Raw genomic sequence first — 21,655 nt, 5'->3', positions numbered from 1 at the left:
AGGAAAATTTCCGGAGGAACCATGATCATACCTTACGAAGCCTTACTGGATAAATTTGAAAGCATATTGAAAAGCCGCGGCTTTACGGCGGAAAAGGCCCACACAGCCGCGGAGGTCTTCGCGCAGAACAGCCTTGACGGCGTCTACTCCCACGGCGTGAACCGCTTCCCCCTCGTGATCGCTTACCTCGACAAGGGCGGGATTGATCCGGCGGCGACGCCCGAAAAGATCGCCGCTTTCGGGTGCATGGAGCGCTGGGACGGGCATCTGGGCCTGGGGATCCTGAACGCCCGCCTTATGATGGACCGGGCCTGCGACATCGCCAAAACCCAGGGTATGGGCCTTGTGGCCATCGGCCGCACGAACCACTGGATGCGCGGCGGGACTTACGGCTGGCAGGCCGCGGACAGGGGCTTTATCGGCATCTGCTGGACCAATACGTCCCCGAACCTCTCCCCTTGGGGCGGGAAAACTCCCAAAATCGGGAACAATCCCTTTATCATCGCGGTCCCCAAGTCCGACGGCGCCCACGTCATCATCGATTGCGCGCTGTCCCAGTTCGCCTTTGGCAAAATCGAAGAAGCGAAGCTGGCGGGACGTCAACTCCCCGTTCCCGGCGGTTATGACACGGCGGGCAATATGACTACGGATCCCGTGGAGATTGAAAAGACCGGACGGGCGCTTCCCATCGGCTACTGGAAGGGAAGCGGGCTCTCGGTGGTCCTTGATCTTGTGGGGGCGCTGCTGTCGGGCGGCGACACCGTCGGGGATATCGGCCGCAAATACGATATGGAGATCGGCCTGACCCAGGTCATGATCGCCATTGATCCTTCCAGGTTTATCGGAAAAGAAAAGGCCGACGCCCTCATCGAGCGCGTCATCGCCGACATGAAGTCATCGGAACCGGTCAAGGCCGGCGGCAAAATCGCCTATCCCGGCGAATCTTCGCTCAAGACCCGTAGAGAAAACCTCAAAAACGGCATTCCCGTTGTCGATTCGGTCTGGGAAAAAATCAAGAATTTGTAAGGAGACCCCATATGGAACCTGTATATGTATTCGGGCATAAGAATCCCGACACGGATTCGATCTGCTCGGCCATCGCCATGGCCAATCTCCAGAACAAACTGGGCGTACCGGCCATCCCCTGCCGTCTGGGGGACATGAACCGGGAGACGAAATTCGCCCTGCAAAAATTTGACGTTCCCGAGCCGCGGCTCCTCAAAACCGTGAGCGCCCAGATCTCGGACCTTACCAACGTGCAAAAATCCTTTATCAGCGAGAATGATTCGCTCCGGACGGCCCTCGAAAAGCTGACGGCGGCCAATTTTTCAAGCCTCCCCGTGGGCGACCGGAACGACAAGCTGAAAGGGATGCTCCATGTCTCGGAGATCGCCAACACCTACCTCAACCTCGATCATTCGAAACTGTTCAAAAAATACGTGACCACTTACGAGAACCTCATGACCGCCATCGACGGCGTCGTCCTGAGCGGCGTTTACCCCTCGGGCGTCATCGGCGGCAACCTCAAGGAAATCTCGGAGATCGAGCGGGTGCAGCGCGGCGATATCGTATTGATGGCCCCTATCGAGGAAGCCATCGATTCCTGCGTCGGCGCGGGGGCGAGGGTCATCATTGTGGCCTGCGACGAAAACGATCATGTATTGCCGAGAAACGATATCGAGACCGCCATCGTCATCGTTCGGAGTTCCCTCTTCAAGATCGTGGGCCGGATCGGCCAATCCATTTCCGTTTCGTCCATTCTCTCGGGGGACAGCTTTTATTCTTTTAAAAAAGACGATTTCCTGCACGATATCCGCGACATGATGAAAGAGGCGAACCAGACCAATTTTCCGGTCGCCGAAAGCGACGGTCGCGTCTACGGCACGATCCGGACGAAGGACCTGATCAATTTCAACCGCAAAAAAGTGATTTTGGTCGACCACAACGAAAAGAACCAGTCCGTGGACGGCATCGAGGACGCAAAAATCCTGCGCGTCATTGATCATCACAAATTCGGAAATTTCATGACCGAGGAGCCTTTGAACATCACGGCTGAAATCGTGGGGTCCACCTGTACCATTATCTACGAAATGTATAAAGATTATGAGATTGAACTGGACCGGCAAATGGCGGGCGTTTTGCTCTCGGGCATTCTTTCGGATACGCTGCTTTTGAAATCTCCGACTTGCACCGAAAAAGACGTCCTTGCCATCAAGGACCTTGAGAAAATCTGCAAGATCAAAAATTACAAATTTTACGGCATGGATCTCCTCAAGGCCGGGACCTCGGCCTCATCCATGACCGTCCACGAGATCCTGACCCAGGACCTCAAGGAATTCCCGATCAAGGACCATGTATACGGGGTGGCCCAGATCAATACCGTGGATTCCCAGAGCATCCTCGAGCGGAAAGCGGAGCTGGAGCGGGAAATGGAAAAGCTGATCGCGGAATTTGGATTTTCGCTTTTCATCCTGGTGATTACCGATATCATCAAATCGGGGTCCTACGCCCTCGTGGCCGGGGAGAATCCGGCGATTTTGGAGCTCGCCCTGGACGTCAAGCTTGAAAACAACATGGTCTGGCTGCCGGGGGTCATTTCCCGGAAAAAACAGATCATGCCCTTTATCATGAGCGCGAGCCAGAACTATGGCGCCCGGAACTGACGGCTGGCGATTTTACCGAATTCAAGCAACATCAAATAACGATAAAAGGAGTGGTAAAATGAAACGCTTAATTTCCGTATGTTCAAGTCTTTTGCTGATTCTCTGTGTCATGTGCGTAAGCGGGACTGCCCTTGAGGCCAAGGATGAAAAGCTGACGCTGATCATCGCCTCAAATCAGACCTCCGCGGAAAATCCCTACCATTTCGGTCTGGTCAAATTCAAAGAAACGGCCGAAAAGCTCTCGGGCGGCGCCATCGAAGTCATCTGCCATGACGGCACCCTCGGGGAAAACGAGTCCGAACTCGTGGAAAAGCTCTCCATGGGCGCGGCCCAGTTGGTTGTGGTTTCCCCCGGCTTTATGACGGCCATCGGCGTGCCCGAAGTGGATATGCTGTCGCTGCTCTATCTCTTTGACGGCTTCAAGCATTGGGAAAAGGCCATGGACGGAGAATTCGGCGCGGCCATGCGGGACGTCATCCTGCAAAAGACCGGAAACAATTTCCGGATCATGGGCTATTGGTCCGCCGGCGTGCGCGATTACTACGGCAAGAAACCCGTGAAGACCCCCGCCGACATGAAGGGATTGACGATCCGGACCCAGACGTCGGGCGTCGTCAGCGATTTCTGGAAGAGCATGGGCGCCGTGCCGACCCAGGTGGCCTGGGGAGAACTCTATCAGGCGCTCGAGCAGGGCGTTGTGGATTCGGCCGAAAACGATTATACGAATTTTATGCTGAAAGGCCATCATAAGACCGCCAACGGCAAGTATATCGCCGAGACCCACCACGATTTCACGACGCGGCTTTTCCTGATGGACGGCAACTATTACAATTCGCTCTCGGCCGATCAGAAGAAATGGATCGACGAGGCCGCCAAAGCGGCAACGGCCGAAGAACGGAAAGTCACTTATGACATGATGGATCAGTCCAAGGCCACGGTCATCAAAGAAGGGGGCGTCGTGACGGAATTTAAAGATGTGGACGCGGCCGCCTTCAAGGCGCTGGCCCTTCCGATCCAGGACAGCTTTGCCCAAAAGAACAAGATGGAAAAATACCTCGATATGGTAAGAGCCGCCGCAAAATAACAGGATGCTTTCCTGCGGAGTAAAGATGAGAAAAATTATCAGTATTTTACAGCGGATGCAAGTTGTCGCCGGGGGCATATTCCTGGCCATATTTTTAGCGGCTGTGGTTGCCCAGATGGTTACGCGCTATCTGGGCATAACGGCCCTCTGGACCGAAGACGTCTCCATGTATTCCTTTATCTGGTCCGTTTTCATGGGAGCGGGCGCCATGATCAAGGAGCGTCGGCATTTCGCCTTTACGGCAGTGGCCGACGGCATCCGGACCGGGCGTTGCAAAAGGATCCTTTCCCTGGTGATTTGGACCCTTGTGTTCTTCTTTTGCCTCGCCATGTTTTATTACGGGATCCTCATCACCAAGCGCTTCTGGAATTATACCTGGGTCAGCATCCCCGGCTTCAAACGGGGCCCCACCTGGCTCTGTCTGCCCTTGAGCGCGGCTTTGATGGGCATCTATATTCTGGAGATCCTCTATGACAACCTGAAGGGACTTTTCGCTTCGACGGAAAAAGAAGAAGCGGGCAAAGATCCCGCCAAGATCCTTGTGATCGCCGGCATTTTGCTCGTCTGCGCCGTCGGCTGGTTTTCGGGAATCGTCCCCATGTCCGTCATATTGGTTACACTTTTTATCGTTTTTATCGCGATCGGGATCCCGATCGCCTTTTCCCTCGGCATGGTCTCCTTTATCGGGATCTATTCCCTGCCCCAGATCCCCAATATGGTCGTCTTTACGAAGATGTTCAACGGGCTCAACAGCTTTACGCTCCTGGCCGTGCCGCTCTTCATCCTCGCGGCTACGCTCATGAATTCGGGCGCCATTACGGACAGACTCATCGACGTCTGCATTGCCCTCGTGGGCCATGTCCGGGGCGGACTCGCCCACGCCAATATTCTGATATCCATGATTTTTGCCGGTATCTCGGGCTCGTCCCAGGCCGATACGGCGGGAGTCGGGAAGATCCTCATCCCGGCCATGGAAAAGCAGGGCTACGACGCCGAAACGGCGGTGGGGGTCACGGCCGCCTCCTCGACGCTGGGCTCCATTATCCCCCCCAGTATCCTCATGGTCGTCTATTCGGGCATCGCCTCGGTCAGCACCGGAGCTCTGTTCCTCTGCGGCATCGTGCCGGGGATCATGTTGGGGCTCGGGCAAATGGGCGTTGTGGTCGCCTACGGCAAAAAGCGGAATTTCCCCAAAGAAAAGCGCGTGCCGCTTCCGGACGTGATCCGGAAGATCCTGACGTCGCTACCGGCGCTGCTTACTCCGATTATTCTGATCGGGGGCATCGTCGGGGGCTTTTTCACGCCGACGGAATCGGCCGCCATCGCCAGTACCTATGCCCTTTTGATCGGCGTATTCTTCTATCGCTCCATCAAGGTGTCGGAACTCCCGAAAATCTTGATGGAAACCATGAAGCAGTCGTCCCTCTCGCTCTTCGCGCTCTCGACGGCTTCGGCCCTCGGGGAGCTCATGAGCTATTACCGCTTGAATACGAAGATCCAGGCCTATTTTACGGGGATGACTGTTGGCGTCTTCGTGTTTCTGATCATCGTGGTCTGCTTTTTCCTTTTCATCGGGACCATTATGGACGGCGTTCCCGCCATGATCCTCTTTGTGCCGATTATTCTGCCTTCGGCCATAGCTTTGGGCATCAACCCCATTATCTTGGGGCTCATCGTCGTGATCACGCTGGCGCTGGGGCTGGTGACGCCGCCATACGGGCTCTGTCTTTTGATCGCATCCTCCATCAGCGGCATTACCATCGAGCGGGCCTTCAAGGGCGTACTGCCCTATTTTCTCGTATCGCTCGCTATCCTGACAATTTTACTCGTATTTCCCAATACCTTCCTCGCCATTCCGAAATTTTTATTCCCGGCGGCCTTTTAAGGACTGCCCGGAAGAAGGAGAACCATGCTGTATTTTTTACACGGGGATACGGCCCCCTTGCAGATCCGCTACCAGGAACTGCTGACCCGTATTCGCAACGAAAATCCCGATATCGGCGAAAAATATTTCGACACGATTGATAAAGAAGACGAGGAACGTTTTTTTCAGACCGTGTCGACCATGTCCATGTTCGCGCCTAAGGAAATCCTCGTCTATAAGCGCGTCGAGAACATGAAGGGCCTCGGGGAATTCCTCAAGAGCATCGCCAAATACGACGTGTCCCAGAAGGAAATCATCCTGCTCTACGAGGAAATGCTGACGGAATTCGGACGCATTCAAAACCCTGTGGGGAAAAAAGAGCTTGACCTCGCCCAGAGTCTCGGCAAGGTGATCTGCTACCGGAAGGCCGAGCAAAAAAACGCCATGCTCCTGATGATCCAGAAAGAACTGGGGATCTCGGAAGGGGAGGCCGACAAGTTTATCGAAGTTGTCGGGGAAAATTATTTCAAAATCCAAAACGAAGTCCAGAAAGTCAAAAACTACCTTCAGGGGGACCGCTTCTCCCTGAAGGCCGTGATGCCCATTCTTTCCGTGGACAAGGAATACAGCATGAGGAAGCTGGTGGACGATTTCCTCTTGAAAAAAGAGCGCGACAACCTGCTGGAAACCCTGCGGCGGGACAAAGAATACCTGGGCTTTTTCTATATGATCGCCGAGGAGCTGCTGCTCTATCTGAAGCTGATCGCGATCTCGGAGGAAAACGCGCGGCTCCGGTCCATGAATTTTGACAATTTCAAGAAGTGCATAGAACCTGTCCGGGGGCTGTTTCAGCGTTTTCCGGGACAATCGGTCAACGAATACGGGCTTTACAAAAAAATGCCCAACGCCGCCCGCTTTTCAAAGGATTTCCTGCGGAAAAAATTGAGCGACCTGCTGCGGGCCGAGTACAGCATCAAGTCCGGCGCCATGGACGAGGAGATCGCGGCCGAAACCTGGATCACGAATTTTCACCGGGCCTGAAAAGACCCCTTAAGGCTTGGAAAACCACACGACAACAGTCAAAAAGCAATGCGCGTTTTTTGCACATTGCTTTTTTTGTCCACACCGACCCGGAAGAAAAAAATCGCTTGACTTTCTATAAATAAACGGATATAATATAGAAAAATATCTATAAAATAATCAAAGCGAAACGCTTAAATCCGGGAGAAAGTCATGGACCGTTCAATTTTGCATGTGGATATGAATAATTTTTACGCCTCGGTCGAATGCATGCTGGACCCCTCCCTCAAGGGGCAATGCGTAGCCGTCTGCGGGTCCGTGGAAAACCGCCACGGGATCGTTCTCGCCAAGAACTACAATGCCAAGGCCTTTGGGGTCAGGACCGGGGAAGCCGTCTGGGAAGCCCGGCAGAAATGCAGGGATCTGGTTATTGTGCCCCCGCATTACGAGGAATATATGAAATATTCCCGTCTGGCCCGGGAAATTTACGGCTGCTACACGGACCGGATCGAACCCTTCGGCTCCGACGAATGCTGGCTCGATATGACGGGATCCGGCTATTGGGGAACAGGGGAAAGCATCGCCGACGAGATCCGGGAGAAAATCAAATTTCAATTGGGCCTCACGGTCTCGGTGGGCGTCTCCTTCAATAAAGTCTTCGCGAAACTGGGCAGCGACATGAAAAAACCCGACGCCACGACGGTCATCTCCCGGGAAAATTTCCGGGAGAAGATCTGGAACCTGTCCGTGGAGGAAATGATCGGCGTCGGGCGCGCCACATGCAAAACCCTTGCCTATTACGGCATTCATACCATAGGGGATCTGGCCCGGGCCGATCCGGAGAAGCTGTCCTGGAAAATGAAAAGCCGCGCCTGGGAGCTCGTCGCCTTCGCCCGGGGCGAGGACTGCTCCCGGGTCGTGCACAAGGATTTTGAGTTTCCGGTCAAGAGCGTGGGACACGGGATCACGACAAAGGCGGATTTGGTCAACTCCCGGGAGGTGTGGCTCGTGATGCTGGAATTGGCGCAGGATATCGGGCAAAAGCTCAAAACATATCAAAAACTCGCCCGGGGCGTCGCCATTTATATCCGGGACAAGGAGCTCTTTACCCGGCAATGGCAGACGACGCTGCAATACCCCACCCAGCGGGCGGGGACCCTTGCCAGGGCGGCCCATGAGCTCTTTGAGCGCTCCTACCAATGGTTCGCGCCGATTCGTTCCGTTACGCTCACGGCCATCAACCTCTGTCCGGAAGAATTCCTCTTTCAATATGACCTTTTTATGGACGCGGAGCGGATCAGGCGCCTGGATGCGGCGGACAGGGCGGTTCATGAGATCCGGGAGCGCTTTGGAAAACACGCGGTCGGTCCGGCTTCGCTACTGACGGAGTTGAAAATTGAGCGGGACAAAGGTTCCCCGAAGATGCCCTCGGGCATGGTAACCCTGAAGGAAGGATGGGTGGATGAACATGAAAAAGACCTATGTTGACGTTACGGCGCGGCACGACAAAAACGGAAAGACGACGCCCCTCCTGCTTGTCTTCAAGGACAGGACCTACGGTATAGACAAGGTGACCGACGTCAGAAGGGCCGCGGCGACAAAAGTCGGGGGTACGGGAATCCGGTATTCCGTCGTCATTTGCGGCCATCCGACGTATCTTTTTGAAGATGAGGGCAAGTGGTTTGTGGAGGCCAAGGAGAGTCAGGCCTGAGGCTTATTTGCCTTCCCGGATATAGCGGACGCCGTCACGGCCCGCCTGTCTGCCGAAGGTGATGTCATTGATCAGCGCCGATCCGGATCCCATATAGAGGCTGATGGTCTGGGCGGGCGCGTTGGCCCCGGCGGCGTAAAGACCCGGAATGGCGTTTCCGGCTTTGTCGAGAACCTGCGCGTTTACATTGATCCTCGGGCCCACAAAGGTCCCGTTGGAGCTGAGTCCCAGCTTTACCGCGGCAAAGGGCGGCTCCAGCCGGATCAGGAATTGTTCGGGCTTGCCGAAATCGTCGTCCTTCTTCGCGTTGCACAGGCTGTTGTAGCGACTGAGGGTCTTCCCGAGGACCTCGGGTTTGACGCCCAATTTTGCGGCCAATTCGGCCACGGTATTGCCGATGAGGACCTTGTCCGTGGCGGCGAGTTTCTTCAAAACCGCTTCGTTTTCCTTGTAGAGCGCGGGCGGCAGGATCGCGTAATCATAGCCGTAGCCCGCTTTGAACATGGCGTCGGTCTTTTGGCTGGCGTAGGCGTTTTCGTCGATATAGCGCGCGCCGTCGGGGAGGATCCGCAGTTCGCCGTTATTTCCGATCGTGAGGACGCCGGGCTCGAGTCCTTTGGTGCCGCCCATCATGGCCAATTTCAGATCCATTTGGGCCCCGGCTTTTTCGGCCATGACAAAGCCGTCGCCGGTGCCGATGTCGCGGTTTTCAAAATAAGGCGCGACTTTTTCAAAGTATTTGGCCATAAGTTCTTTGTTTCCGGAAATGCTGCCCGCGCACAGGATCACGACCGGGGCTTTGACGAGGATTTCATTTCCGTATTTTCCTTTGGCTTTGATTCCCGCTGCCTTTCCGTCCGTCATGAGGATTTCTTCGGCCCGGGTTCCTGAATGGAAGCTGACGCCAAGGGATATGGCCTTTTCCCGCATCATGACCAGCATGGTGGAGGCTTCGCTCTGCACGCCTTCGGCAAAGGCTTTCACCTGATGCACCCGTTTGGCGTTGAAGGGGGGATAGCTGTGGGGCGCTTCGACGTTTTCCCGGAAAGGCACGCCCATGGCGATAACCCATTCGAGGTTTTCGTTGGAATGATCGGCGAGGAAGCGCGTCATTTCGGGATCGATCACCTTGTCGTCGGCAAGCTTCGCCCCTTCCATCCAGTCCTCGTACATTTTTTCGGGCGTATCCTCAATGCCGTTGGCCTTCTGCAAGGCCGTGCCCGCCGCGTTGATCATGCCCCGGGCGCGGCCCGAGATGCCTCCGAACACGTCCTTGTATTCGAGCACGATAACCTTGGCGCCGCCGCTTGCGGCTTCGATGGCGGCCGATGTCCCCGCGAGCCCCGATCCGACGATAACCACATCACAGCTGTAGTCGACGTTTCCGGGGGTCGGTCGTTCGATTTTCCGGTTTTGCAGCGCAGTCACGTCCGCTCCGGCTTCTTTGAGGGCGTTTGTGACCGCCGAGAGATAAACGGCCCTCGAAATGGTCGCGCCCGCGACGGAATCGACGGCAAGGCTTTGATTGGCGAGGACAAAGTCCCGGATAATCTCAAAGGCCGCGCTCCCGATTCCCGGCGTCTCCACGGTCTCCACGACCGCGAGATCGAGAATTTTGTCGTCGCTGACGGTGACCGAGACCTTCAGGGGACCGTTGTGGCCCTTGGCTTCCGCTTCATAGGTTCCGGCCCTGTAGGCGGCGCCCTGTGAGGCAAGCCCCGCGGTAGTCAGAATAAATGCCCAAAATGCCATGCTTCTTTTCTTCATATCTTGTTCCACCTCCTCATGAATTGCTGCTTTCTTTTTTATTACCACAAAAGGAATCCTTTGTCAATTCAAATTCGGCCCTTTTTTTACCGATGTCGAACGCTTTGTATGCTTTTTTCGCTAAGAAACATCATAGCAGCTTATAAATTTATTGATAGTTTACATTTTTGGAGTATATTGATATAATAAGGCATAACGATCGAAAGGAGGTTGACATGAAAAAACTGTTGCTTATGACAACGCTGTTGTTCTGCCTGCCGTGGGGACTCGTCTATGCCGATCCCGAAAACCCGGTGGAAATAGAGATTCTCGTCGAGAAGGCGCTGAAGGACGCCGCGCAAAAAGCGGAAAAAGAGAAAGCGCCGACGCCCGTTGCGGTCGCGCCGGTCGAGGTGAAATAGCCATGTACGAGGCGAAGCTGGAAAAAGAGATCAGATGCCCGCTGGAATACGGGCTTGATATTTTCGGGGGAAAATGGAAGTCGCGCATCCTCTGTGTATTGGCCGCGGGGAAGTCGCTCCGCTACAAGGATCTGAAGACGGAACTCGGCAACGTGACCGACGCCGTACTGGCCGCCATGCTGAAGGAACTGGCGACCGACGGCATGATCACCCGCAGACAGTACGAAGAGATCCCGCTCCGGGTGGAATACGCGCTGGCGGAAAAGGGGGAGTCCGTTTTGCCGATCCTGCAAAACGTCTGCGTTTGGTCCAATGCCTACTACCGCGAAAAAAACCGGGAGAATTTCCTCCCGCCCTGTAAAAATTGTACGGTGATCAATTGAAGGCTGACGCCGTCATGTGACTATCAAAAATCATAGTTCCTTATAAATTTATTGATGATTTACATTTTGTGAAGGGTGTTCTATAATAGGGGTATAACGACATTCAGAGAAATGAGGAGGAAATCATGAAAAAACTTGCGGAAACTGTGGTAAACCTCTTGAACGCCGAATCCATCATCTATGTGGGCACCTGCGGAGAAGATCCCAACGTGGTCCCGGTCTTCTTCAAGCAAATTGCGGAAGACGGAAAGATCCTGATCGGAGACGTCTTTATGAAACAGACCACGGAGAATATCGCCAAAAATGGAAAGATCTCGCTTTCTTTCTGCGACGCGAAGACCATGGAAGGTTACCAGATCAAAGGCGCGGCCGTCCATGAGACCTCGGGACCGGCCTTTGAGCAAATGGCCGCTCTCGTGCAAAGCGCCATGGGGGGAAAGCTTAAGGCAAAGGGGGTAGTGGTTGTTGCGCCGGAGCAGGTGATTGTTACCACGCCCGGGCCTGACAACAAGAAGGAATTGTAAGCGAAAAAGCCCGCGCGGATAACGCGCGGGCTTTTTAATTGTTCTTTTGATTGGAGTAAGGAGAAAGAGTCCGCTTCTAACCAGCGCAATTCGCGAAAAATTGGGGATTTAAGGATTTGAGATCCCCTTCCCGAAGCAAATGCTGTTGGTCCGCCCTTTGTAAAAGCCGTAATTTTCAATAAGCTGAAAGCCGTAGCTGCGGTAGAGGGAAAGGGCCTCGACATTTTTCGGGCCGGTCTCAAGGATCCCGTAGGGGTACCCCATTTCCGCAGCCCAAGCCTCAAGCCGCTCCAGAATCTTCCTGCCGGTTCCCTTGTTCCGGCTTTCTTTTTTTACATACATGCGCTTAAATTCGACGACTTTGTCGTTGCGGCCGATTTCCCCCTCATAGGGACGCAGGCAGCCGCAACCGACGGGCTTGCCTTCCTCAAGGCAAATGAGGATGAGGGCGCTTGTGTCCATAATGTTCTTTGGCGCGTATTCGTGCTGCTCCTCAGGGTACAAGCCCCAGAGGTGGCTGTCCAACTCGGCGACGAGCCCCACAAAATCCGGGTCGTCGGCTTTGGTTCGCTTCCATTCCATGTTATTCCCCCTGTGTTGTGTTATTTTGGAAAATCAAAATGTTTTCGTATGCTAATATTATACAGCATGCCTGGAAAAAATGAAACCAAAATTGTCCTGAGCGAGGATGAAAATGCTTTGATTTAGCTTGACAGACATATAAGAATATGCTATCATATGATTACGAGATGCATCGGACGGGTATTACGCAAACTGGAGGCTGTTGCCGTGAAAAAAGAGATTGTTCCTTTTAATTTTAACAATTTTATCGTATCCCGTGAAAAGATCTGTCAATTTTTGATCGAAACCAGAAAGATTGAACTAGACCAATTTCGCTTTATTGGCAGGATGGATCTGATCAATGCAAAGACAATGATAATTTTGGGATTTAATACCCGAGACAAGATCAAGGAGATCAAAAATCTTAAGGTAACCGATTATGTGTATTCGCAAGTGGATATCAAAGACAGGCGGGATGTGTTCCATGTCTTTGTCAAAACCATACAAAATACACAGATTTACATCAAAATTAAACTGAGAATCCGAAAAAAAGGCGTGAAGGAAATTGTTTGCCTGTCGTTCCATGAAACCGATGCTGCTGAATTACGGTATCCATATCTTTCGATAAAATAGCGGGATTCCCCAGATTGATTTGCCGGAGGCAATATGAAGAAAACAATACAGGAGGCACAGGCTTTGTGCGCGCTCTGCGATGAAGAACCGGAAGCGCTGAGAAGTGAAGTGATATCCACAGAATTCAGAGGAAAAACGATCTCCTATGAAAGGGAATATTTTTACTGTGCGAGACGGAATGAGCAATACACGGACATCCGCGTTGACGATGGGAATAATCGAAGATTTCTGGATGCATATCGGAAGGCATGCGGACTTTTGACCGGTGAAGAAATAATCAATATACGCAAGCGACTGGGTCTGTCTCAACGCGATCTGTCTATGCTTCTTGATATGGGAGCGGTTACAATATCCCGTATTGAACGGAAGTCTATCCAGGATCGGAGTACCGACGATTCAATCCGCAGGATCAAAAACGATCCCTTGTTTCTTTTGGAAAAACTTGATGCGCATAAGGATAAACTTGGAAAAAAATATGAGCGGATCAAAAATTTACTGGACATCCGAAAAGAAGGCCTGAGCTATCTCAAAAAGGTCCTTGAGATTTATTATCGGGATTCAAAAGATATCCAGGGAAAATCCCGTTTATCTCAGGATTTTTCAAAACTCGCGGGGGAATAAATGTCCAAACTGCAGGATCAGGTCAACTTCCTGATCGAAATCGACAAAGTCAAGGGAATCCTCAGGCAATCGGTCATCCTGGGCGACCGCGCCCACCGGGAAAACGACGCGGAACACAGCTGGCACATGGCGCTGTGCGCCTTGATTCTGGGAGAATATGTGGAGCTTCCTCCGGTAAATATGGAGACAGTCCTCAAAATGATCCTGATTCATGATGTCATAGAAATATACGCCGGGGACGTCCCCGCCTATTCGGATTTTTCCCCGGAAGAAAAAGAAAAAAACGAGGAAGCCGCCGCCGAAAAGGTGTTTTCCCTGCTGCCTTCTGAACAAAAAGAGGAATATCTGCGTCTGTGGACGGATTTTGAGCGCACGGAGAGCAACGAGGCCAAATACGCCAATGTCTTTGACCGCTTCCAGGGCTTTTTGCAAAACGTGACCTCCGACGGGCATACCTGGCGGAAATTCACGCCGCACAGGGAAATGATCCTCAGGCGCATGGGGCCGGTAATTCAATACGCGCCTCGGCTCTTTCACGAGATTATCGAACCTTTGATGCAAAAATACATCGCGTTAAATATTATCCGGTAAAAACAAATCCATTCTCGCGCAAAGGCGAGAGGATATGTTTGCAACAAATGTAGGGGCGCGCATTGCGCGCCCGCGTGAAAATTATAAAAGGGGGAACCGTATTGAATTTTGAACAAATCACCAAGGAAATCAACGAAATCTATGAGGATATCGTCCGCTTCCGGCGGGAATTGCACAAAATCCCGGAGCTTTCGGGAAAAGAACGCGAGACGTCCCGGAAGGTCGCTGAAAAATTGAAAGATCTGCCCCTGACCATTCGGGAAAACGTCGGCGGAAACGGAATCCTGGCGGAATTGACCGGCGGAAAGCCCGGCAGGACCATCCTGCTCCGGGCCGATATGGACGCGCTGCCCATTGCCGAAGATACGGGGCTCGCCTACAGCTCTGAACATCCTGGGGCCATGCACGCCTGCGGCCACGATATGCACACGGCCATGCTGACAGGGATCGCGACGGTCCTCTCGAAGCATAAAGAAGAACTGGCCGGGACCGTCAAGTTTATGTTCCAGCCCGCCGAGGAACTTTCCCCCACCGGAGGGAGCCGCGCCATGATGGAGGCGGGCATTTTGGAAAACCCCAAAGTCGACGAGGCCTACGCCATGCATGTGTTCGGCGTCCCCACAGGCACAATCGCCTTTCGGCCCGGCGTCGCCAACTCCCGCTCGGACAGGATCGAGATTGTCATCACAGGGAAAAGCGCCCACGGTTCGCTGCCCAACGAGGGGGCGGACGCCATTGTGGCCGCGGCCGGCGTCGTGACGACGCTCCAGAGTATTATCAGCCGCAATCTCGGGCCATCGGAAAACGCCGTGATCACCATCGGAAAAATTAACGGTGGAGACCGCTACAACGTCATTCCCGATAAGGTTATCCTCGAGGGGACCGTCCGGACCTTTTCCGACGAGGTCGTAAACCGGATCAAATCCCGTCTCGGCAATATCGTCAAGGACATCGCCGCCGCCCACGGCTGCGCGGGAGAACTCCATTACTACGACGGCTATGATTTCATCTGGAACGACCCGGATCTTTCGCAGAAACTCATCGGGTCCCTGACGCCTCTTTTGGGAAAAGAGAACATCCGGATCCAGGAATTTCCGCTGCCCACGGGGGAAGATTTTTCCTTCGTCACAAAGAAAGTTCCCTCGGTCTTCTTCTGGATCGGAACCGAATGCGCCGCGAACAAGGGCAAGTGTATCCTGCACAACGCCAAATTCACCCCCGACGAGGAGACGATCCGCACGGGGATGAACATCATGTGCAAACTCGTCTGTGACAGAATGTCCTTATAAGGCAAAATGAAAAAAATCTTGCAAAAAAAGCAGGGAAAGCCCTTGCTTTTTTGTCTTTTTATTGTAATATTATAAAGAAATCAAATGTTACGACATTTTTCATAAAAATAGAATTCCGGAGGAGAATATGAAAAAAATCTGTTTATGGATCATCGGACTCATGTGCGCGGCCGCGATCATTTCGGCGGAGCCGTCGGCCGAACTGGTGACGGCGGCAAAGAAAGAGGGAACCCTGACCGTTTATTCCACGACGTCGCGGGTCTCTTCGGCGGCCAAGAGCTTTGAGGCCAAATACGGCATTAAGGTCCAGACCGCAAACCTGAAGGACGGGGAGCTTGTGGAAAAAGTTTCCACGGAAGTCGGAAACGGCGTGGCCGGCGCCGATATGGTCATCTGCCAGGACGGCGCCCGGGTCTACGGAGAATTGATCAACCCCGGATATCTCGTGAATTATGTGCCCGAGGACATGAAAAAACTCATGCCTGAAGGCGATCAGAATCCCCTGATTTTCCAGTTTATCAACAAAGTCTTTATTTTCAACAATGAAAAGAACGAAACGGAACCCGCGAAAAACGTCTGGGCCTTTACGGACCCTGAATGGAAGGGAAGGATCCAGTTTAAGGATCCCAATACCGAAGGGGTCAACGCCAATTTCCTCACGATGCTGGTGACCGACGAATGGGCCGGAAAGCTGGCCGCGGCATATAAGGAACACTACGGCAAAGACTACGCCGGAGAATACGAAAACGCCGGCTACGCTTGGATCGCGGGATTTTTCGCCAACGCGGTCATGGGGAATTCCGACACGACCATATCCGAAAACGTCGGGACCAAGGGGCAGGAAAAAGAAATCGCGGGACTTTTCGTGCTGTCCAAAAGCCGCTATGAGGCGACGAAAAATCTGGCGCTCAAACCGATGACGGAAGTAAAACCTTTCTCGGGCTTTTACTATCCTCTTTTCACGATGCTCACCAAGAACGCCAAAAACCCCAACGCGGCTAAGCTCTTTATCGACTACCTGATGACCGCCGAAGGCTTTAAACCCTGGTCCAGCGACGTCGGGGCCTATTCGGGCAATCCGGAGATCCCCGCCAACAAAGGCGATTTCGATTTCAAGTTCTGGCGTGAACGCCTCGTACCCGAGGATCCCGCCCGGACCTATGAAAAACGGGCCGAGGTCGAGGAATTCGTAAACAATATCCTGTAAATAATCATTTCACCGTAGGGGCGCGCACCGCGCGTCCGTTAGATGAATAAATCAAAAGAACAAAAAAGCTGTAGATATGAAAAACTCACCTAAATAAAGAACGACACAGGAGGATAACTGATGAAAAAATGGTTTTTGCTGCTCACTTGCGCGGGACTTGCCGGAATGCTGCTGAATGCCGCCCCGTCGGCGGAATTGATCGAAGCCGCGAAAAAAGAGGGCGCGCTCTCGGTCTATACGACGACTTCCCGGGTATCGGGCTCGGCCAAGAAATTTGAAGCAATGTACGGGATCAAGGTTACCTCGGCCAGCATGAAGGACGGGGAACTTGTCGAAAAAGTCTCGACGGAGCTGACGGGAAACGTTTACGGCGCGGACCTGATCCTGGCCCAGGACGGGGCCCGGATCTACGGAGAGCTGATCAACCCCGGATACGTGGTCAATTATGTGCCCGAGGACATGAAAAAACTCATGCCGCCCGAGGATCAGGACCCCTTTGTATTCGCCTATTACAACACCGTATTTATTTTCAATAACGAAACGACGAAAGAGCCGGTCATCAAAAACGTATGGGAGCTCACGGAACCCCAGTGGAAGAACCGTGTGCAGTTTAAAGACCCCAATGTGGCGGGCGTCAACATGAATTTCCTGACGATGCTGCTCTCCCCCGAATGGACGGATAAACTGGCCGCCGCCTACAAGGAACGCTACGGAAAAGACTACGCGGGCGAGTATGAAAACGCCGCCTACGGCTGGATCGCGGGATTTTTCGCCAATGCCGTTTTGGGCAATTCCGATACGACCATTTCGGAAAACGTCGGCACAAAAAAACAGGAAAAGCTCCTGCTGGGGCTCTTTGTGCTGGCCAAGGCCCGCTATGAGGAATCCAAGGACCTGGCCCTGCAGCCGCTCCCCGATACGGTTCCCTTCGCGGGATTCTATTTCCCGACGATTGCCCTCCTCACCAAAAACGCCAAAAACCCCAACGCGGCCAAACTTTTCCTCGACTATCTGATGACCGAGGAAGGGTTCAAGCCCTGGTCCGTCGATGTGGGCACGTATTCGGGCAATCCCACGGTTCCAGCCAACAAGGATGATCTGGAATTCACGTACTGGCGAACGCGGCTCGTTCCGGAAAACGCGGCCTTCACCTATGAAAATCGCGCCAAAATGGAGGAATTTATCAACGACATCATCAACAAATAAAATCAATCAAAGGGAGGTTCTATGTCGCTATGGAACCGCTTTAAAAATTTTATCCGGAAACCCCATAACCTGATCCTCGTGCTCTTGTTCGCGGCGCTGTTTTTTCTGACGATGTTTCCGCTGCTGTCGCTTTTGAAGGACTCCTTTCTCGTGCATCCCTCGGAAGTGAGAAGCATTAAGGGATCCAAGGCCGGGGATCTGACGCTCTATCACTGGTACAAGGTCTTTCTGGACGGCAAAAACAGCCGGAACATCTTTTACCGGCCTCTGTGGAATACGATCCGCGTTTCTCTCGGGAGCTGCTTTATCGCGATCTCCATGGGCGGATCCGTAGCCTGGCTTGTGACCCGCTCCAATATCCGATTCAAGTCCTTTATCAGTACGGTTTTTGTGTTTCCCTACATCATGCCCGCCTGGACGCTGGCCATGGGCTGGCTCAATGTGTTCCGGAATTCCCATATCGGCGGCGCCCGGGGGCTTTTTACGGCCGTGACCGGCATTCCCACCCCCAACTGGCTCGCCTACGGGGCCATCCCCATTACGGTGGTGCTGGGGTTGCATTACGCGCCCTTCGCCTATATCCTTGTGGGGGGGATCCTGCGCAATATGGACGCCAATCTCGAGGAAGCGGCGACGCTCCTTCACGCGAGCCGCTGGAAGATCATCCGGAAGATCACGCTTCCCATTGTGATGCCGGCCATCCTCTCGACGTTTTTGCTGACCTTCGCCTCCACCATGAGCGCCTTTGCGGTCCCTGCCTTTCTGGGAACGCCTGTCCGCTATTTCGTGATTACGACGCAGCTCTTCCGGACGCTGAACGGCATGAATCCGGGTTACGGCTATATCATCGCCGTGGTCATGATCGCCATCGGCTGCGCCATCCTGGCCTTCAACCAATGGATCACCGGAAAGCGCAAGTCCTATACAACCATTACCGGCAAGAGCTCTCAGATTTCCCTTGTGGATTTACGAGGCTTCCGGAACATCCTCTCGGGGGCCATCATCGGAATCCTCGTTTTTATCGCGCTCATGCCCCTGGTCTCCTTCGCGGTGGAGTCTTTCACGATGGTCTCGGGTCGCTACGCCTTGTCCAATTTTACGGCGGAATTCTGGATCGGCGACGGCAGGGTCAATGTGGCCAACGGGGAACCCGGTATCTTGCGGAACAAATATATTTACCTGGGCCTCTGGAACAGCGTCAAGCTCTCGGTTTCCTGCGCCCTGGCCGCGGGTACCCTGGGCGTTTTGTGCGGTTACGCCGTTGTCAAGGGGAAGATGTACCGGCTCTCGACATTTGTGAACAATCTGGCCTTTTTCCCCTACCTCATGCCGGCCATGGCCTTTGGCGCCATCTATCTCTCGATGTTTTCCAAAAGGAATCTCTTTATTCCTTCCCTCTACGGGACCTTCTTCCTGCTGGTCTTAGTGGGGACCGTCAAATACCTGCCCTTCGCGTCCCGGGCCGGAGTCAACGCCATGATGCAGCTGTCGGGGGAAATCGAGGAGGCGGCCCTGATCCAGGGCGTCGGCTGGTGGAAGCGGATGACCCGGATCATTTTCCCGATCCAGAAGTCGAGCTTCCTGTCGGGCTATCTTTTGCCCTTTATCTCCTGTATGCGGGAATTGTCGCTCTTTATCCTGCTGATCACGCCCGCCAACCGGATCCTTACCACCATGCTATTCCAGTACAATGAAAAGGGCTGGAGCCAGTACGCCAACGCCATCAATCTATTGATCATTATCGTCGTGGTCGCCTTCAACATCGGGGTCAACAAGCTGACCGGAGCTTCCATCGACAAAGGAATCGGGGGGTAATCATGCCGGATATCGTATTGAAGAATATCGTCAAAAAATTCGGGAAAAGCGTCGCCGTGGAAAATTTGAGCCTCGACATTGCCGATAGAGATTTTATCACGCTGTTGGGTCCCTCGGGCTGCGGCAAGACCACGACCCTTCGGATGATCGCGGGGTTGGAGAATCCCACTTCGGGGGAAATTTTGATCGGAGGGGTCCCCGTCTGGTCTACGGAAAAGGGGATCAACGTCCCGCCCGACAAAAGAAACGTGGGCTTTCTTTTTCAAAACTACGCGCTCTGGCCCCATATGACTGTGCGGCAGAACATCTCCTTCGGTCTTGAAAATCTCAAATGGTCCAAGGAACGGATCGCCGCGAAGCTCAAAGAGCTTCTGGAAATGCTGAAAATCGAAGCTTATGTGGACAGATACCCCAGCGAGCTCTCGGGCGGGCAGCAGCAGCGGGTCGCCATCGCCAGGACCCTCGCCACGGAACCCCGGGTCCTCTTTATGGATGAGCCGCTCTCAAACCTCGACGCCAAGCTCCGGATGGATATGCGTACGGAACTCAAACGCCTCCATCTCCAGAGCGACTCGACCTTTGTCTACGTGACCCACGACCAGTTGGAGGCCATGATGCTCTCCACGAAGATCTGTCTTTTGAAAGACGGTCTGCTGCAACAGTACGCGCCGCCCCTCACGGTCTACAACGAGCCCGCCAATACCTTTGTGGGCGACTTTGTAGGGAATCCCGCGATCAATTACCTCGAGGGGGAAATTACCGGCGAAACCGGCGAAGGGATCCTGATTTCAGCCGATAAACTGAAACTTTCCTTTACGCCTTCGGAGAAATGCGCCGCCCTTTCCGGAAAAAAATCCGTAATTCTGGGGATCCGCCCTGAGTATGTGGATATAGGCGGCGGCGAAGGAAGCGGAACCGTCTGGTCCGTCCTCCCCTCGGGCATGGAAACCATTGTCAAGGTCGAAGTGGCGGGAACGGTCCTTACGGCTGTGGTTTTCGCGGGCGTTGAATACAAAGTCGGTCAGGAACTGCCCCTCGGCTTTTCCGGCGAAAATTGTATGCTTTTCGACGGCGAATCCAAGGCGCTTTACGGACTCGGACGCCTGAAGATCCTGAAATAAACTAAAAAAACCCCTTGATTTTTGAGAATTTTGGGGTATATAGTATTAGGGAGAACAAGATCCACCCACATTATAAAAACAGGAGGCATTTATGAAACGAATCATGAAGTACGCGGCTTTGCTCTTGCTCGCGACCATGTCGCTCCTCGGGGCGGAAAAGGAAACCAAGCATCTCTTGATCTACGCGGGACTTATGGAAGACTACGCGATCAAGGCCACAAAAGAATTTGAAAAAGAAACGGGCATCAAGACAGAGTTTGTACGGATGTCCAGCGGCGAGACGCTGACGAGAATCGCCGCCGAAAAGGACAACATGACGGCTTCCGTATGGTACGGCGGCCCCGTGGACGCCTTTATTCAGGCCAATGAACAGGGCTTGCTGGAACCTTACGTTTCCCCTAACGCCAAGGACGTTCCCGATCAGTTCAAGGACAAGAGCGGTATCTGGACCGGCATTTATGTAGGTTATCTGGGCTTTGTGGGCAATAAGACCCTCCTTAAGGAAATCGGCGTGGATATGCCGCAATCCTGGGCGGACCTCCTGAACCCGAAGCTGAAAGGCGAACTGGTAACGGCCCATCCGGGTTCCTCGGGCACGGCTTTCACGATGCTGGCCACGATTATCCAGCTTAAGGGTGAGAAAGAAGGACTCGAATATATGCAGAAACTGAACGCCCAGATCCGGCAGTATACGAAATCCGGCACGGCCCCCGGCAGAATGGTGGGCATGGGCGAGACGGCTCTGGGGATAACCTTCCTCCATGACGCCATCAAATATCAGAAAGAAGGCATGGAAGATATCATCATCTCCGCCCCCTCCGAAGGGACAGGTTATGAGATCGGCGGCGTGGCCATTTTGAAAAACGGACCCGACCAGGCTTCCGCGAAGAAATTCGTCGACTGGGTATTGACGGCCAAGACCCAAGAATTGGGCCAGACCGTTGGCTCTTTCCAGTTCCTCACCGTAAAAGGCGCCAAGAACCCGCCCGAAGCGAAACCCATCGAAGGAACGAAGCTTATCGACTATGATTTCCAGTGGGCCGGAAAGAACAGAAAGGAACTTCTGGACAAATTCAGCGCGGCCACAAAGGCTCCGCTTCCCAAAGAATAAGAGAAGGATCATATACAGATGTAAAGTCAGCGCCTTTCGCTGTGAAATACCGGCGAAAGGTGACTTTATAATCAGAAAGGAGT

Annotated in this window: 21 protein-coding genes; 19 read left to right on the top strand and 2 right to left on the bottom strand. The window is 53.4% G+C overall.

The annotated features are described in order from the left end of the window. From yiaK to LBQ97_08565, 7 genes are all read left to right on the top strand, one after another. Positions 1-1,026: 3-dehydro-L-gulonate 2-dehydrogenase (gene yiaK / locus LBQ97_08595; GenBank protein ID MDR1832767.1), on the top strand; the 1,026-nt coding region annotated here is incomplete at its 5' end. A gap of 11 nt (positions 1,027-1,037) precedes the next feature. Then, positions 1,038-2,663, top strand: a complete 1,626-nt coding sequence (locus LBQ97_08590) for a putative manganese-dependent inorganic diphosphatase (GenBank protein ID MDR1832766.1) — start codon at positions 1,038-1,040, stop codon at positions 2,661-2,663. A 58-nt stretch (positions 2,664-2,721) separates the two neighbouring features. Further along, complete coding sequence (locus LBQ97_08585; protein ID MDR1832765.1) at positions 2,722-3,747, top strand: TRAP transporter substrate-binding protein; 1,026 nt, start codon at positions 2,722-2,724, stop codon at positions 3,745-3,747. A gap of 25 nt (positions 3,748-3,772) precedes the next feature. Next, positions 3,773-5,632, top strand: coding sequence for a TRAP transporter large permease subunit (locus LBQ97_08580; protein ID MDR1832764.1), 1,860 nt, complete (start codon positions 3,773-3,775; stop codon positions 5,630-5,632). A gap of 24 nt (positions 5,633-5,656) precedes the next feature. Next, the gene (locus LBQ97_08575; GenBank protein ID MDR1832763.1) at positions 5,657-6,652 is read left to right on the top strand and encodes a hypothetical protein; all 996 of its coding nucleotides are present in this window, start codon (positions 5,657-5,659) and stop codon (positions 6,650-6,652) included. Between the two features lie 192 nt (positions 6,653-6,844). Then, the gene (locus tag LBQ97_08570) at positions 6,845-8,119 is read left to right on the top strand and encodes a DNA polymerase IV (GenBank protein ID MDR1832762.1); all 1,275 of its coding nucleotides are present in this window, start codon (positions 6,845-6,847) and stop codon (positions 8,117-8,119) included. Further along, complete coding sequence (locus LBQ97_08565; protein ID MDR1832761.1) at positions 8,100-8,342, top strand: hypothetical protein; 243 nt, start codon at positions 8,100-8,102, stop codon at positions 8,340-8,342. The genes LBQ97_08570 and LBQ97_08565 overlap by 20 nt, the downstream gene beginning before the upstream one ends. Positions 8,343-8,345: 3 nt before the next feature. Here LBQ97_08565 and LBQ97_08560 read toward each other — a convergent pair whose 3' ends face one another. Next, complete coding sequence (locus LBQ97_08560; protein ID MDR1832760.1) at positions 8,346-10,109, bottom strand: FAD-dependent oxidoreductase; 1,764 nt, start codon at positions 10,107-10,109, stop codon at positions 8,346-8,348. A 215-nt stretch (positions 10,110-10,324) separates the two neighbouring features. On the opposite strand from LBQ97_08560, the gene LBQ97_08555 reads away from it, so the two are divergent. From LBQ97_08555 to LBQ97_08545, 3 genes are all read left to right on the top strand, one after another. Continuing rightward, complete coding sequence (locus LBQ97_08555) at positions 10,325-10,510, top strand: hypothetical protein (protein MDR1832759.1); 186 nt, start codon at positions 10,325-10,327, stop codon at positions 10,508-10,510. A 2-nt stretch (positions 10,511-10,512) separates the two neighbouring features. Then, the gene (locus tag LBQ97_08550) at positions 10,513-10,893 is read left to right on the top strand and encodes a helix-turn-helix transcriptional regulator (GenBank protein ID MDR1832758.1); all 381 of its coding nucleotides are present in this window, start codon (positions 10,513-10,515) and stop codon (positions 10,891-10,893) included. A 125-nt stretch (positions 10,894-11,018) separates the two neighbouring features. After that, positions 11,019-11,417 (top strand): pyridoxamine 5'-phosphate oxidase family protein, encoded by a 399-nt coding sequence (locus LBQ97_08545; GenBank protein MDR1832757.1) that lies wholly within the window; start codon positions 11,019-11,021, stop codon positions 11,415-11,417. A 108-nt stretch (positions 11,418-11,525) separates the two neighbouring features. Here the strand turns inward: LBQ97_08545 and LBQ97_08540 are convergent, their stop codons facing one another. Beyond that, entirely contained in the window at positions 11,526-11,999 is a 474-nt protein-coding gene (locus tag LBQ97_08540; protein MDR1832756.1) for a GNAT family N-acetyltransferase, read from the bottom strand. Positions 12,000-12,206: 207 nt separating this feature from the next. Here LBQ97_08540 and LBQ97_08535 point away from each other — a divergent pair, with 207 nt between their 5' ends. From LBQ97_08535 to LBQ97_08495, 9 genes are all read left to right on the top strand, one after another. Next, complete coding sequence (locus tag LBQ97_08535) at positions 12,207-12,611, top strand: type II toxin-antitoxin system MqsR family toxin (GenBank protein MDR1832755.1); 405 nt, start codon at positions 12,207-12,209, stop codon at positions 12,609-12,611. 33 nt (positions 12,612-12,644) lie between these two features. Beyond that, on the top strand, positions 12,645-13,232 hold the full coding sequence (locus tag LBQ97_08530; protein MDR1832754.1) for a helix-turn-helix domain-containing protein: 588 nt from the start codon (positions 12,645-12,647) through the stop codon (positions 13,230-13,232). Continuing rightward, on the top strand, positions 13,233-13,823 hold the full coding sequence (locus tag LBQ97_08525) for an HD domain-containing protein (protein ID MDR1832753.1): 591 nt from the start codon (positions 13,233-13,235) through the stop codon (positions 13,821-13,823). Between the two features lie 101 nt (positions 13,824-13,924). Next, positions 13,925-15,112 carry an amidohydrolase gene (locus LBQ97_08520; GenBank protein ID MDR1832752.1) on the top strand — a complete coding sequence of 396 codons (1,188 nt, stop codon included), beginning with the start codon at positions 13,925-13,927 and terminating at the stop codon, positions 15,110-15,112. A gap of 127 nt (positions 15,113-15,239) precedes the next feature. Next, complete coding sequence (locus LBQ97_08515; protein ID MDR1832751.1) at positions 15,240-16,319, top strand: ABC transporter substrate-binding protein; 1,080 nt, start codon at positions 15,240-15,242, stop codon at positions 16,317-16,319. Positions 16,320-16,439: 120 nt separating this feature from the next. Next, a complete protein-coding gene (locus tag LBQ97_08510; GenBank protein MDR1832750.1) occupies positions 16,440-17,525 on the top strand; it encodes an ABC transporter substrate-binding protein in 1,086 nt (361 codons plus the stop codon). 21 nt (positions 17,526-17,546) lie between these two features. Then, positions 17,547-19,340: an iron ABC transporter permease gene (locus LBQ97_08505; protein ID MDR1832749.1), complete on the top strand. Its 1,794-nt coding sequence runs from the start codon at positions 17,547-17,549 to the stop codon at positions 19,338-19,340. A gap of 2 nt (positions 19,341-19,342) precedes the next feature. Then, positions 19,343-20,461: an ABC transporter ATP-binding protein gene (locus LBQ97_08500; GenBank protein ID MDR1832748.1), complete on the top strand. Its 1,119-nt coding sequence runs from the start codon at positions 19,343-19,345 to the stop codon at positions 20,459-20,461. A gap of 91 nt (positions 20,462-20,552) precedes the next feature. Then, complete coding sequence (locus LBQ97_08495) at positions 20,553-21,572, top strand: ABC transporter substrate-binding protein (GenBank protein ID MDR1832747.1); 1,020 nt, start codon at positions 20,553-20,555, stop codon at positions 21,570-21,572. Positions 21,573-21,655 lie beyond the last annotated feature (83 nt).

The organism is Fusobacteriaceae bacterium (assembly GCA_031272775.1).
GTDB lineage: Bacteria > Fusobacteriota > Fusobacteriia > Fusobacteriales > Fusobacteriaceae > JAISST01.
This window is presented reverse-complemented; position numbering and strand designations above follow the sequence as displayed.

What these genes read in the sequence shown, in the direction of transcription:
- LBQ97_08505 (MDR1832749.1), top strand. Translation starts at nt 17,547, where the DNA reads ATGTCGCTATGGAACCGCTTTAAAAATTTTATCCGGAAACCCCATAAC.
- LBQ97_08585 (MDR1832765.1), top strand. Translation starts at nt 2,722, where the DNA reads ATGAAACGCTTAATTTCCGTATGTTCAAGTCTTTTGCTGATTCTCTGT.
- LBQ97_08495 (MDR1832747.1), top strand. Translation starts at nt 20,553, where the DNA reads ATGAAACGAATCATGAAGTACGCGGCTTTGCTCTTGCTCGCGACCATG.
- LBQ97_08555 (MDR1832759.1), top strand. Translation starts at nt 10,325, where the DNA reads ATGAAAAAACTGTTGCTTATGACAACGCTGTTGTTCTGCCTGCCGTGG.
- LBQ97_08545 (MDR1832757.1), top strand. Translation starts at nt 11,019, where the DNA reads ATGAAAAAACTTGCGGAAACTGTGGTAAACCTCTTGAACGCCGAATCC.
- LBQ97_08580 (MDR1832764.1), top strand. Translation starts at nt 3,773, where the DNA reads ATGAGAAAAATTATCAGTATTTTACAGCGGATGCAAGTTGTCGCCGGG.
- LBQ97_08530 (MDR1832754.1), top strand. Translation starts at nt 12,645, where the DNA reads ATGAAGAAAACAATACAGGAGGCACAGGCTTTGTGCGCGCTCTGCGAT.
- LBQ97_08540 (MDR1832756.1), bottom strand. Translation starts at nt 11,999, where the DNA reads ATGGAATGGAAGCGAACCAAAGCCGACGACCCGGATTTTGTGGGGCTC.
- LBQ97_08525 (MDR1832753.1), top strand. Translation starts at nt 13,233, where the DNA reads ATGTCCAAACTGCAGGATCAGGTCAACTTCCTGATCGAAATCGACAAA.
- LBQ97_08565 (MDR1832761.1), top strand. Translation starts at nt 8,100, where the DNA reads ATGAAAAAGACCTATGTTGACGTTACGGCGCGGCACGACAAAAACGGA.
- LBQ97_08560 (MDR1832760.1), bottom strand. Translation starts at nt 10,109, where the DNA reads ATGAAGAAAAGAAGCATGGCATTTTGGGCATTTATTCTGACTACCGCG.
- LBQ97_08510 (MDR1832750.1), top strand. Translation starts at nt 16,440, where the DNA reads ATGAAAAAATGGTTTTTGCTGCTCACTTGCGCGGGACTTGCCGGAATG.
- LBQ97_08590 (MDR1832766.1), top strand. Translation starts at nt 1,038, where the DNA reads ATGGAACCTGTATATGTATTCGGGCATAAGAATCCCGACACGGATTCG.
- LBQ97_08500 (MDR1832748.1), top strand. Translation starts at nt 19,343, where the DNA reads ATGCCGGATATCGTATTGAAGAATATCGTCAAAAAATTCGGGAAAAGC.
- LBQ97_08570 (MDR1832762.1), top strand. Translation starts at nt 6,845, where the DNA reads ATGGACCGTTCAATTTTGCATGTGGATATGAATAATTTTTACGCCTCG.
- LBQ97_08575 (MDR1832763.1), top strand. Translation starts at nt 5,657, where the DNA reads ATGCTGTATTTTTTACACGGGGATACGGCCCCCTTGCAGATCCGCTAC.
- LBQ97_08515 (MDR1832751.1), top strand. Translation starts at nt 15,240, where the DNA reads ATGAAAAAAATCTGTTTATGGATCATCGGACTCATGTGCGCGGCCGCG.
- LBQ97_08550 (MDR1832758.1), top strand. Translation starts at nt 10,513, where the DNA reads ATGTACGAGGCGAAGCTGGAAAAAGAGATCAGATGCCCGCTGGAATAC.